Source organism: Chryseobacterium gossypii (assembly GCF_041361455.1).
Classification (GTDB): Bacteria; Bacteroidota; Bacteroidia; order Flavobacteriales; family Weeksellaceae; genus Chryseobacterium; species Chryseobacterium gossypii.
Genome location: NZ_JBGCUR010000017.1, coordinates 1 through 13,644 on the forward strand (window position 1 = coordinate 1; position 13,644 = coordinate 13,644).

Annotated in this window: 12 protein-coding genes; 6 read left to right on the plus strand and 6 right to left on the minus strand. The window is 40.1% G+C overall.

Annotation, left to right across the window (positions count from 1 at the left end):
- The 6 genes from ABMQ40_RS10420 to ABMQ40_RS10445 all read right to left on the minus strand — a co-directional run.
- The coding region (locus tag ABMQ40_RS10420; RefSeq protein ID WP_503128621.1) for an FIDD domain-containing protein at positions 1–1,166 on the minus strand (1,166 nt) is incomplete at its 3' end.
- 97 nt (positions 1,167–1,263) lie between these two features.
- Positions 1,264–2,499, minus strand: a complete 1,236-nt coding sequence (locus ABMQ40_RS10425) for an MFS transporter (RefSeq protein WP_370899288.1) — start codon at positions 2,497–2,499, stop codon at positions 1,264–1,266.
- 91 nt (positions 2,500–2,590) lie between these two features.
- Entirely contained in the window at positions 2,591–2,953 is a 363-nt protein-coding gene (locus tag ABMQ40_RS10430) for a hypothetical protein (RefSeq protein WP_370899290.1), read from the minus strand.
- A gap of 69 nt (positions 2,954–3,022) precedes the next feature.
- Entirely contained in the window at positions 3,023–4,522 is a 1,500-nt protein-coding gene (locus ABMQ40_RS10435) for a GH3 auxin-responsive promoter family protein (RefSeq protein WP_370899292.1), read from the minus strand.
- A 123-nt stretch (positions 4,523–4,645) separates the two neighbouring features.
- A complete protein-coding gene (locus ABMQ40_RS10440) occupies positions 4,646–4,891 on the minus strand; it encodes a hypothetical protein (protein ID WP_370899294.1) in 246 nt (81 codons plus the stop codon).
- A gap of 178 nt (positions 4,892–5,069) precedes the next feature.
- Positions 5,070–5,462: a hypothetical protein gene (locus ABMQ40_RS10445; RefSeq protein WP_370899296.1), complete on the minus strand. Its 393-nt coding sequence runs from the start codon at positions 5,460–5,462 to the stop codon at positions 5,070–5,072.
- A 243-nt stretch (positions 5,463–5,705) separates the two neighbouring features.
- On the opposite strand from ABMQ40_RS10445, the gene mfd reads away from it, so the two are divergent.
- From mfd to ABMQ40_RS10475, 6 genes are all read left to right on the plus strand, one after another.
- On the plus strand, positions 5,706–9,092 hold the full coding sequence (mfd, locus tag ABMQ40_RS10450) for a transcription-repair coupling factor (protein WP_370899298.1): 3,387 nt from the start codon (positions 5,706–5,708) through the stop codon (positions 9,090–9,092).
- Between the two features lie 120 nt (positions 9,093–9,212).
- Complete coding sequence (locus ABMQ40_RS10455; RefSeq protein WP_370899300.1) at positions 9,213–10,037, plus strand: hypothetical protein; 825 nt, start codon at positions 9,213–9,215, stop codon at positions 10,035–10,037.
- Positions 10,038–10,047: 10 nt separating this feature from the next.
- Positions 10,048–10,863 carry a hypothetical protein gene (locus ABMQ40_RS10460; protein ID WP_370899302.1) on the plus strand — a complete coding sequence of 272 codons (816 nt, stop codon included), beginning with the start codon at positions 10,048–10,050 and terminating at the stop codon, positions 10,861–10,863.
- Between the two features lie 2 nt (positions 10,864–10,865).
- On the plus strand, positions 10,866–11,609 hold the full coding sequence (locus ABMQ40_RS10465) for a hypothetical protein (protein WP_370899304.1): 744 nt from the start codon (positions 10,866–10,868) through the stop codon (positions 11,607–11,609).
- Positions 11,610–11,751: 142 nt separating this feature from the next.
- Positions 11,752–12,603 (plus strand): hypothetical protein, encoded by an 852-nt coding sequence (locus ABMQ40_RS10470; RefSeq protein WP_370899306.1) that lies wholly within the window; start codon positions 11,752–11,754, stop codon positions 12,601–12,603.
- Positions 12,604–12,711: 108 nt separating this feature from the next.
- Positions 12,712–13,641 (plus strand): hypothetical protein, encoded by a 930-nt coding sequence (locus ABMQ40_RS10475; protein WP_370899308.1) that lies wholly within the window; start codon positions 12,712–12,714, stop codon positions 13,639–13,641.
- Positions 13,642–13,644: the final 3 nt, after the last annotated feature.

Consider the following 13,644-nt stretch of genomic DNA (forward strand, 5'->3'; position numbering starts at 1 on the left):
TTAGACTCAATAAAGCAGGATCTTAATGTAGCTTCCGTTACCGTAACAACAGGATTGAAGTTCAAAGTAATCTCAGCGGTATCAGAACATCCCTGAGGGGTAGTAACCAGCACGTATATCGTACCTGTAGAAGAAACGTAGTTCGTTGGGTTTGTAATCTCGTTGGTTCCCGCATTCAGATCAGCCATTGTAGGATAGTATTTCTTAGTGGCAGAAGGATCTGCAAAAACATTTGCTGCGGTAAGGTCGTAGGTGGCAACCCCGTCATTGTTATTATTACATGCGCTTAATGAAGCGTCATCTGCTGTAATGTTCCCTTGCTTAAACTTGAACGTTCCGGTTTGCTTACATTTGCTGATCGGGTTGTTCGGGTCGGCAGGGTCTGAATAACTGATGCTATAATAGTAAACAGTAGTTGTATTTACTGTTTGTGGTGCAGTAATAGGGTTATTACCTGTAAGGGCATCATTGGAGCTGGTATGATAGCTGACAACGAAATTAGGATTTCCGTTGATAATTCCGGCAGATAAGGAACTGAAATCAAAAACAGCCGGATCAGAGCATACAATTACCTCGTTTGGTTCTCCCGGATTAGCATTTGGAACCCCCGGAGGTATAAAAGGGTTTGGCTGCATGGCTGATGTAAAAGGAGATGATAGCGTAGCTGTTCCTCCCCAGGTAAGAACGAAACCATTCGCATTGGCTGAGAAGTTGTCTACAATCAGGTAATAAGTTTCTCCTGCTATTACATCTAAATATTTTACGAATCCGTCTCCACCAGCACCTTCTGAAAGGTCTGTGGCGGTCATATTCAGACCGGTCAAGATTCCGTTGGCTGTAGAAGCATAAGAGCATCGCAGAGGTGACCCCAGGTTGCCGCATTGTTTGTTAGGCCCGAATATCGCCCAGTCATAGTCAGCTTGGGCATTCGGGGTAATTAAAAAAGTAAGCGTACCACTGGTTGAGGCCGTGAAAGTGTACCATACAGAGAAATGTTCAGAAGAAAGGCATCCGCCTCCTAAAGGATTCTCCTGGATATTTCCAAATCCGCTGGGTGTATAGGAAATATCAGAATTTCCACAAACAGCGAGAGCGGAAGTACAGTCCGATTGCGCGTAAGATATCTGATAGAAGATCATCAGAAAAATGAGTAAAGCTTTTTTCATAAAGGGAAAATTTATCTAGCAAATATAAAAAATTATTAAATTTAAATTAATGTTTTTGTAATATATTTATATAAAGTTTATCTTACTTTTCAATTTCTCAATACTGCATATTTCGTAATTTAGGATTCGTACTTCCTACTATCAATGCCACGAGAACGGTCATACTTCCTCCGAATACCACAGAGCGTACCACGCCCAGTAATTTGGCCATGAGCCCGCTTTCAAACTGTCCCATTTCATTACTGGACATGATGAAAATGGAATTTACGCTCAGCACCCGGCCTCTTATATGGTCAGGAGTTTTCAGCTGAACAATGGTTCCGCGGATAACGACAGAAATGCCGTCCAGCATTCCGCTGAGAACAAGAAACATGAAGGAAAGCCGGTATAAATTTGATAAACCGAAACCTATAATACAAAGCCCAAAGCCGGTTACTACGGCCAGCAGGATTTTTCCCTGGTTTTTTCTTAAAGGGATCAATGACAGGATGGTAATGATGCACATGGAACCGATGTCAGATGCTGCATTCAACAGCCCGAAACCTTCTGCCCCCACCTTTAATATATCCGAAGCGTAAACCGGTATCATGGCCACAGCACCTCCGAAAAGCACGGCAAACATATCCAGGCACAGGGCACCCAGGATTTCCTTGGTTTTAAAAATATAGGCAATACCTTCACGCATACTTTCTGCTACATTAACGGTTTCCTTTTTATTTTCAGAATGTTGCTTGTTGAGTTGCCAGAAAAACAGAGAAGCAGTGAAGATCAGGGAAATAATGACAACAAGAGTCCATTTTATCCCAAAATATCCTATAAGAAAACCTCCGATGGCATGCCCGCATACAGAAGAGACCAGAAAGGTAGCCTGATTCAGGGTCACGGCATTAGGCAGATTTTCCATTTTGACAATCTTAGGAATCATGGATGGTACGATGGGCCCGATAAAAGCTCTTGCGATCCCTGTAAAGAAAATGACACCATAAATAAAATAAGTGATCTGATGCCCGGTAAAATGCATTTCCACATTAAGGAATGCGGGAATCAACAGTAAACCGATCAGAAACACATAGGCATAATTACAAATCAGAAGAAGCCTCTTTTTCTCATTCATATCTATAATATGCCCGGCATATAGAGCACAGCTTACCGCGGGAATTACTTCCGAAAGCCCGATAAGCCCGATTGAAAGAGGATCTCTTGTTAGCTGATACACCCACCAGCCCAATAAGGTGGCGAGCATTCTGAAAGCCAGAACAATAAAAAACCTTCCTGTAAGAAGATTTCTGAACTCAACATTTTGTAATGTTTTTAACGGGGTAAACGAAATCATGCACAAAAATAGCCCTAAATATTTATTCAGGGCTATGGATAGTATATTTTTTTAAATGATAAATCAAATAAGGCTGGAAAGACAGAATCTATTAATCCGCTCTTGTGGAACTTAATACCAGGGCTGCAACGCCGGCTGCACCAATAACTACGGCCCCCGCAGTTACTCTCGCTCTGGATCTGTCTTTTACTGCCGCCACATTGGACTTCGGAATAATCACTTCTGTACTGTCTTTTTTACCGGCTATTCCTATGATATTGTCACCATCTATATTACGGAACAACATTTTCTGTTTTTTAGATCCGTCTTTCAGGGTTACCACATACATTCTTCCGGCTTCCAGATTAGAATAATCGTTTTTTGAAATATCCTCACTATATTTTGTAGTCGCACAGGATGAAATTACAAATAAAGACGTCAATAAAGATGATTTTAAAAGTACAGATGCTTTCATTATTATTTTTTAATTTTTCAAATTTATAATTTTTTTTGAATATATGTTTTTGGAATTGAAAAAATATCACTAAAGTTTATAAATTTCCAATAAATCCGCAGTTTTTCTGTCGTTGGCCAACCTGGGGGTCTTATTTTGACCGCCAAGTTTTCCCTGGGATTTGGCGTATTCATGAAACGCGTTTTTCTTCAGTCTGGTGATATGAAGCTTCTGTAAGATATTCCCTGAGATAAGATCGTCATAATAAGAATTTCGCTTTCTGAGCTGCATATCAAGCTCATTCCGGAACAACTCCATGTTTCCGGGCTCCTTTTCAAACTCGATCAGCCATTCATGATAAGGAAGACCTTCCGTGGGATTAACCTGAGGGGCAAGGTGAAACTCTGTAATCTGTGCAGGAAATTTTTCCAGGGCAGCTTTCATCGCTTCTTCCACTTCAAACGCGATCACATGCTCCCCGAATGCAGATGTGAAATGTTTGGTTCTTCCGGTTACCAGAATCCTGTGCGGATTCTTATCAATAAACCTCACGACATCACCGATCGAATAGCCCCACAGACCGGAGTTTGTCGTTAATATCATGGCATAATCCTTATTAAGCTCAATTTCTTTTAAGGTTAATCTTCTTGCATTGGCCTTTCCGTATTCTTCCAAAGGAATGAACTCATAAAAGATCCCATGATTGGTCAGCAGCAGCAGTCCCTCTTTTGTATAATCCTCCTGAAATGCAAAAAACCCTTCAGAGGCAGGAAAGGTTTGGATAATATCTACTTTTCCCCCCAGCAGATCCTCCATTTTATCCCGGTAAGGCTCATAATTTACTCCTCCGGTAACGATGAGCTGAAGATGGGGAAAAATCTGCTTGATCCTTTTTCCATGTTTTTCGGTCAGCTTTTCAAAGTACATGATCAGCCAGGGCGGAATCCCCGAAATCAGGGTCATATTTTCCTTTTCAGTTTCTTCAACAATCTTATCCACTTTAGCTTCCCAGTCTTCCATTATGTTTGTTTCCCAGCTGGGAAGCCGGTTTTTCTGAAGATAATCCGGGATGTGATGGGCCACAATGCCGGAGAGCCGGCCTGTCTTTATTCCAAAGACCTCTTCCAGCTCAGGACTTCCCTGTAGAAAGATCATTTTCCCGGTAACAAAATCAGCATTGTTTTTTTTCGCAATATAATGGAATAAAGCGCTTTTTGCTCCTGCAATCTGAAAAGGCATGCCTTCTTTTGAAATGGGAATGTATTTGGATCCCGATGTGGTGCCGGAAGTTTTGGCAAAATATTCAGGGGTTTCCGGCCAGAGGATATGGGCCTGACCTTTTCTTATTCTCTCAATATAGGGCTTCAGATCTTCATAATCCGCTATGGGAACCTTTTCCTGAAAATCTTTTACAGAACGGATGCTCTCAAATTCATGCGCTCTCCCGAAAAGGGTTTTTTTAGCGGTATCTACTAAACTTAAAAGTAAATCCTCCTGGTTTTGCGGTGCATTTTTTTTGAATTCTTCGGCTTTCCGGACATGCTTTTTTGCCCAGATCAGTGCAATGTTTTTCTTGAGAAAATTTAACATGACCCAAATTTATAAATAACTAACCAAATAAAAGCATTCGGGGCACGGATACCATTAAAAAACCGATGGATATCCATCGGTCCTTCGAAATTTGATTATGAAAATAACAACTATATGTTTACTTTATTTGTTTTCCTTATACCTCTTATCAGGGGTGCCGTCCTTTTTCAGTTTTTTATTCTCTTTATATCTTTTGTCTGGCGTACCGTCTTTCTTCAGTTTTGCAGCAGGCTTGGCCGTTTTGGTATGTGAAGCTTTTACTGTTTTTACCGTCTGATGGGTATGGGTATTGGTTGCAGGTGTAGTTTGCTGAGCGGTAGCAAGTCCTAGTCCTAGTACTAATGACATTGCAGATAATAATTTTTTCATAATGATATTCAGTTTATTTACCTGTTCAAAGTTATACAAAAACCAAGCTGAAAAATTTAGTTTTTATAAACTTAACTAAAGTTTATTACAGCTTAAAAAAAGATTAAAGTTTATGAAGATTAAAAATAAAACCTGCCTCCGAAGGGGAAACAGGTTCTGACATATATGAATAGTTGGGTTAACGTGTACAGTTAGCAGTCCAGGTTCTGCCGTCTTTTATATATAAGATCTTCAGCTCATCATTATCAATTCTGATATAAGACGTTGCTGTGGAACCTACCATTACAAGCGTATGGTCTCCCTGCTGTTCAAACTCAATTCCGTTAAGGTCCGGAATACTGTTTGAGAATGCGAAATTATACTTTGTACCGCTTGCAATCTTTGTTACAAATACACTGCCGTCGTTTGTGCTGATATCACTGTCGTCGTCATGGTAAGAAACACTACCTCTGTAAGTTCCCGCGAAAAAATCATTGTTTGTAGGATCATCATCATCACTGCACGAAGAAAAAGAGGTGAAGGCAAAAAATACCAATAAGAACAGTCCTAAAATTTTAATTGCTTTTTTCATAATATTATTTCTTTAAGAGTTGATAAGTAAAAATTTCCAAACAGCATGCCAGGGCATAATTTTATAATTGTTTTAACTTTAAATTAGAAATTTTAGTAAAAAATTATGACTTATTGATATTGGTCGTTATTTTTTAACCATTTAACACTTTAAGAAAAAGGAAAAATATCCATATCTTTGTGAGTATCAAAACGATTCCGGAAATACCCGGGATCGCTTTCGTCGTTTATCCGATTAAAATTTATGCAATTAAAAACCATTAAGGAAAAATTCCTTCCCGATCTGCTTCAAAAAGAATTTGGGAAAGAGATCTTTATTCAGCTGGAAAACCATCAACATGTTTCAGTAAAAGGAACCGCCGGTTCTTCAATTTCCGTCTTTGTAGCCGAACTCTTCCTATCCCGGAGAAAGAATATTTTATACCTGGTTGATGACAAGGAGGATGCCCTTTATGCCAACACGGAAATGGAAGACCTCGTTGGAAAGGAAAAGGTTCTGTATTTCCCTGCTACTCACCTCGAACCTTACCAGGTGGAAAAGACCCAGAATGCAAATCTTGTACTAAGAACTGAAGTTCTGAACAAATTGAATTCGGAAAAATCTCCCAAAGTAATCGTGGCCTATGCGGGGGCCCTGTCCGAAAAAGTATTGAAGAAGGAAGACTTTAAAGCCATTTCCCATCATATCAGGGTAGGAGACCAGCTTGACTTTGATTTTGTGGATGAGCTGCTCAACCATTATAATTTCCAGCAGACGGATTTTGTTTCCGAGCCGGGTGAATTTTCCGTGAGAGGAGGTATTGTGGATGTTTTTTCCTATTCCAATGAAAAGCCTTATCGGATCACTTTCTTCGGGAATGAAGTGGAAAGTATTAAAACATTTGATATCGAAACCCAGCTTTCTCTGGATAAGATAAAGGAGTTCCAGCTCGTATCCAATATGAACTTTTCGGTGAATGGAAGCAAGGTTTCCCTGATGCAGCTTTTACCGAAAGACAGCTTTGTGGTGACCAGGAATGTTGTAGTAGGGCTTCAGAAGATAAGAACATTTTATGAAAAGTCTCTGGAAAAATACGGATCCTTAAATAAAGATATTGCACACAGAACTCCACAAGAATTATTCATATCGGACGAAGAATTTTTATTTGATTATAAAAAATTCAAAACCATTGATTTCAGCAGTGTGTCTTTGGAAGGACTCAGGGAAACAGCCGAGGTGAAAATAGAGCAGACCTCGCAGCCTTCCTTTCATAAGAATTTTGAGCTGCTGATCGAAGATCTGGAACAGAAACAGAGTGAGGGCTTTGATACCTGGATATCTTTTTCTACAGAGAAACAAAAGGAAAGGCTGCAATCTATTTTTGAAGAGCTTGAACATGAAGTGCCTTTTAAGAGTTTTAAATCCGAATTGCATGAAGGTTTTATAGATTATAACCATAAAATTCTCGTTTATACGGATCATCAGATTTTTGACCGTTACCAAAGGTATAAGGCTAAAAATACCTTTGCCAAATCTGAGCAGCTTACCCTGAAAGATCTCATGTCCCTGAAAATAGGGGATTATATTGCCCATATAGATCATGGGATCGGAAAATTTATGGGGCTGGTGAAGGTAAATAATGACGGGAAGATACAGGAATGCTTTAAACTGACCTATAAGAACGGGGATCTGCTGTACGTGAGCATTCATTCCCTTCATAAAATTTCAAAGTACAATGGTCCGGAAGGAAAAGAGATTGTTTTAAGCAAGCTGGGTTCACCGGCCTGGAAATCCTTGAAGCAGAAAACCAAGGCCAAGGTAAAGCAAATAGCTTTTGACCTTATTAAATTGTATGCCCAAAGAAAGACTGCCCAGGGCTTTGCCTATTCTCCCGATTCCTATCTGCAAAATGAGCTGGAAGCGAGTTTTATATATGAAGATACTCCCGATCAGGAAAAGGCGACCTTTGATGTGAAAAAAGATATGGAGGCTGCCACTGTGATGGACAGGCTGGTCTGCGGCGATGTTGGCTTCGGTAAAACGGAAGTCGCTATCCGTGCTGCTTTTAAAGCGGCGACCGATGGAAAGCAGGTGGCTGTTTTGGTTCCGACCACTATTCTGGCATTCCAGCATTACAGAAGCTTCAAAGAAAGGCTGAAAGATTTTCCGGTGAATGTTGCATATCTGAATAGGTTCAGGACCGCCAAACAAAAATCGGAAACGCTGGAAGATTTAAAAAACGGGAAAGTTGATATCATTATAGGAACACATCAGCTGGTAGGCAGCAGCGTGAAATTCAAAGATTTGGGCTTACTGATCATTGATGAGGAGCATAAGTTCGGGGTTTCCGTGAAGGATAAACTGAAAACCCTGAAAAGTAATGTGGATACGCTGACCTTAACGGCAACCCCTATCCCAAGGACACTTCAGTTTTCTTTAATGGCGGCAAGGGATTTATCGGTCATCAAAACTCCTCCACCCAACAGGCAGCCGGTGGATACCCAGATTATAGGGTTTAATGAAGAAATCCTCCGTGATGCCATTTCGTATGAGATTCAGAGAGACGGGCAGGTATACTTTATCAATAACAGAATAGAAAACCTGAAAGATATTGCCGGACTTATCCAGAGGCTGGTTCCTGATGCAAGAGTGATCACCGGCCACGGCCAGATGGAAGGTAAACAGCTTGAAAAGAATGTGCTTGACTTCATGGAAGGCAAATATGATGTTCTGGTATCTACAACAATTGTTGAAAGTGGGGTAGATGTGCCTAATGCGAATACTATTTTTATCAATGATGCCCACAGATTCGGAATGGCCGATCTCCATCAGATGAGAGGAAGGGTAGGGCGAAGTAACCGGAAGGCTTTTTGCTATTTGATCACTCCGCCTTATGATATGATGACCTCTGATGCCCGGAAGCGCCTGGAGGCCATTGAACAGTTCTCCGATCTGGGCAGCGGTTTTCAGATCGCCATGAAAGATCTGGAAATACGGGGTGCCGGAGATCTGCTGGGAGCGGAACAAAGCGGCTTTATCAATGAAATGGGCTTCGAAACCTACCAGAAACTGATGCAGGAGGCTCTTGAAGAGCTGAAAGATGATGAGGACTTCGGGAACTTATTTGAAAATGAAGAAGAAAGACAAAAACTTTTCAAATCAGCCAAAGAAGTGAATATTGATACCGATCTGGAACTTATGCTGCCGGATTCGTATATCTCCAATACCGAGGAAAGACTGCTGCTTTACCAGAAGATTGCCGAGATTGATAATGAAAAAGATCTTCAGAAATTTGAGAACGAGTTGATAGACCGTTTCGGAAAACTGCCAAAAGAAGCAGTTAATTTACTGAAAAGTGTATCATTAAAATGGCTTGCAGCAGATATTGGATTTGAAAAAATTGTAATGAAAAACGGGATATTTTTAGGGTATTTCCCAGGCAACCCGCAAGACAAATTTTATCAGACAGAAAAGTTCAGGAATATTATCAGCTATCTGACACAGAATCCTGCGGAAGCCCAGCTGAAAGAGAAAGTAGGCAAAGACGGAAATCACCTGATGATGAGAAAAGATAAGGTAAAGAATGTAGATGAGGTCAATATTTTGCTGAAATCAATGCTCCAGAACCATCAGGCCGTTCGCCGGGAGTAGAAATAATTCTACTTTTCCGTGTATTTATTTCTATAGCTTAACAAACTTATTTCTATAAGTTTATAAAGGGGAGATTCTAATTTTTATTTAAAAATTTTTCTATCTTTGCTGCCCCTTATTATGAAAAAAACTGTGTATTACTGCGCGGCTGGATTGGCATGTTCAATTCAGATCTACGCTCAGGTGGGTGTTGGGACGAGTACCCCCAATGCTGTTCTCGATGTGAACGGGAAAACCACCTTAAGAAAAGAACTTAGAGTAGGCGGTACTTCAACTCAGGCAGGCAATGCCGGGTTAAATGGCCAGGTTTTGGTTTCTCAGGGAGAAAATTTACCCCCTGTATGGAAATCGTTGAATGTTTCCTTTATGGAGGAAGGGCAGTACAAATTGATCAATTCGTATTTGTCATCGGATCAAACAGGTATTACAACTCTTTCTAACGGAGTTCCGGGTGACGGCATTTACAAGAACAATGTCGGAGATGATATCTCGGATACCGGTACCGGGAATTGGGTTAAAATTCCCGGCCTTGAAAATACCTTCACTATCAAGAACGGCAAAAACAGGCTCACCTATCAATTCCAGACGGGTGTTGAAATGAAAGCCCCGTCAGCCACAGCATCACAGAATGTAAGCTTCACATGTGGTGTTTTCAGGAATGGAAAGCTCGTGGCGGTGCGGCCTGATAAAGTTTCTTCTAACAACAATTCCGAAAAAGCAGGAATTCAGGACTATATTTTCACCTTGAATTATACGGAACAGGACGTTTCTGTAGGGGTACAAAAAATTGAAGTTGCATGCAGGAAAATTAATGCATCAAATTTAAATACCCAGTTTACTATCGGTCGTAATGTATCGGATACCAATACGGTGTCTAATGCATTCACTTTAGAATCTATGTTTAAAATAGATGTCATTGAACAGGTAATCTACACTACTAATTAAGAAATAATTCATGAAAAATATATTATCTGCCCTGTTTTTGTCAACAGGACTATCATTATCTGCACAGATAGGAATAAACACCGAGTCCCCCCAGTCTATTCTGGATGTGAACGGGGATATGAATCTCCGGGGAAAACTGGCTGTTTTAAATACTGCGAACAATAAGCTTTCCGAAGGGACGAATGACCAGATCCTGGTTTCCCAGGGAGAAGGCTATCCGCCGGCCTGGAAAACCCTTAGGATTCCTGAATATGAGCCGAATAAATTTTATCTGATTTTTAACAATTCTTTCTCTGATGAGACAGGAGTGAAGTTTACCGGTTCAGAAGAATCCAATATTACTTCCAGAGCATCAGCGTTTACCAGGAACAGCAGCTATAGCGGATTTATAAGATTTAAAAAGATCCCCGGGCTGTCTCAAACCTTAAATGTGTACAGTACGGAAAGCAAAGCCTATTTCCAGTTTGAAACGGTGGTTCATGCCAATCTTACAGCTGCAGGATCTACAGATTCTTCAATTGATTATGCCTGCGGGATTTTTGTGGATGATAAGCTGGTGAATCTGAGACAGGGAAATTTGAAAGCGAGCAGTGCCAACTATCCCTTTCTGACCCATAATCAGATAGGCCTTGTAGAAAACCTTTCCAAAGGACAACATACGGTGAGTGTAGCCTGCTCAAGATTAAAATCCTATAATGTAGGAAGCGGGGTTACCTTAGGGATAGGGATCAATGTTCAGACTAATATCGATTCTTTTATCAGCCGTTCTTCCCTTAAAGTAGATGTGTATGAAGTTCCGCAAGTGTTTAATCCTATAATTAACTAATCATGAATAAAATATTTTTAATGAGCTCTTTATTGCTTACCGCTTTATGTAGCGCTCAGGTTGGAATAAACACCGATACACCGGTTAATATGCTGGATGTTAACGGGGATTTGAATGTAAGAAAGGAATTAAGAACAGGAGGAACAGATCTTGTAAAAGGGTCGGCAGGCGAGGCTGGAACAATTTTCCATAATGACTCCGATCTGATGACCAACGACTGGAAAAATATAAAGGTTGCTGACGGATTGAGCAGTATGTCGTTGTTTTCAATGAACACCGTTGAGGATAAGGGCGGTGCCACTTTTAGCGGCTCAAACGGATCTACCTCTCCATATGCCGTTGACATGACATTAAATTCTTCATGGACGGTCCTTCCGGGAGCTGTCGATACATTCTCAATAACGAATGCAACGAATAAGGTTACTTTTACATTTCAGACCACTGCCCAGAAAACGGCAAACGGAAATTCCTCAATAAGCTTTGCCTGCGGTATTTTTGTAGACAACAGGCTTAAAGCAGTGCGGACGGATGTATTGTTAGGTGGTGACGGGACAAACAAAATCTTTAATCTTAATGCGACCTTAACCAATCTTACACCTAAAAATAATTACAGCGTTAAAGCCGCTTGTACAAAAAGAAATCTGAACTCAGGGACCCTGGGAATAGGCAAAGCCGTAAATACAACCTATCTGAATGCGGATATGTCCCAATCTGTTCTGAGTACCTCCGTACTGCAGCCGTATTGATTTTGATCATTAAATAATAACAAATAAAAAAACCTAAAAATAATTATTTTTAGGTTTTTTGTTTAATATTTAATAATTTATTGAAAAAATTTATTTATAAATGAAAATAAATTATATTTGGCGACATTAAAAAATCATCATCATGGGAAAAAGCCATTTATTGAAAATTCTGACGGTATTGCTTCTTGCATTTGTTGTGTCTTGTGATAATACTACTGAAGATCCTCCTAACCAAAATAAGAATAACAATAATGGGTCAGGGATTACAGGGCCAAGAATATTAAGTAAGGTTACCAATGGAAATGTAACCACGGAAGAATATATTACCAGTGCAGGAGTTCTTTCCCAGGCCATTTTAAGAGATTACGGAACCTCCAATACCACTACGGCAACGGTAACCTATACCAATGATAAAATAACAAAAATCAGATATCAGGACAACCTGACGCCGCACGTCCTGGATAACGAATATACCATCACTTATACCAACGGTAAAATGTCTGCCATTGCCATGCAGCAAAATGCCATTTCAACAACCAATTACAGTGATTTCACTGTCATTTATGATGCAGTAGGTGGCCTATACAGAATTGAGGAACGGAAGAAAATGGGCGGCAGCTCAAGCTATACCCATTATACCGAATACAGATTTACCTTTTCCGCAAGTAATGTGGTTAAAGTGGACCATACAACCATGCTGATGAGCGGGAACACGCCGGATCCCACCACAGCCAGCACCATTACCTATGCTTATGATAACTATGATGATAAGATCAACCCTTATACAACCCTGCCGAAAGAGTATTTTATCGTCACAGGAACATTGTTCCCGATTAATTTTAATATGATTTCCACCAACAACGCCGGAAAGATTACCATTCATAACCCGATGTCGCCGCCTGTTTCCATTCCTAAAGGATATCTGTATGATTCCCAGAACTATCCGGTATCAGATCAGGGGCAGACGATTAATTATATTTATAAACCTTTGTAAAGGAAATGCGGTTGTTAGTTTTATTATAATATGAATAAATATATGATTTTTATTCAAAAAAAAATTATATTTGTGGAAAAATAAATAATCCCCCAATCCCAATAAGGAATGAAACGACTTTTCTATTTTATTTTATTGTTAGCTGGTTTTTCTACGATACATTCTTGTAAAGATTTAGTAGATGAAGATGGAAATCCGCTGGTAGACCTGAATGATAATAGTGGTTTAAACGGGCCACGGGCTTTGTATAGAGAAATCACAGATGCAGATACGATAGCAGAATATCACTATAACGGATTGCTCTTGTCGAGAGTAATAACAAAAGCGGCCTCTACTACAGATGTACAGTACAGCGGTGATAAAGTAAGCAAAATCACCTTCAATGGTTTCCTGGATTCGGATAATGACGGCACTTTGGATGAAGACAGTACTTCCTATGTTCAGTTATTTACCTATGACAATACCGGAAGATTGGAAAAGATTTCTGAAAACCGCTCCGTTTTCAACAGAACTCCTGTGGTACCGCCGCTACCTCCTGGGCCATGGACCCTTTTAAGAAAATCGAAAACACTTTATAATCTGGCCTATAGTACCACTACCAACAAGCTGGATAAGATTACGATGCAGACAGGTGAAGATGATCCGGGTACCCCTTTTGAATATAAAAATTATTCTGAATCTACCTATGAATACCTGGGTGATAACGTTTCCAAAGTTTTAAGAAACTACGGCCCTATGGCCGGAGGCGTATTCGGGGCTCCTACCAGTAAATACAGCTATGAGTTCCTGAACTATGATACCCAGATCAATCCTTATTCCCTGTTGCCTACAGCCTATAAGATCTCTGTTCTGCTGTCTACGGAGATCAATGATTACAGAAGCTCAATATTGTCTCCTAATAATCCTAAGCGATATACTGTGACGGATCTTATGCAGCCGATCCCGGCACCGGTAATATTCAGTACGGATTACAATTATGATCCTCAAACCTATATGGTGAAAGGCTTTGGAGTAAACTATATTTATAAGCCTTTATAAGAG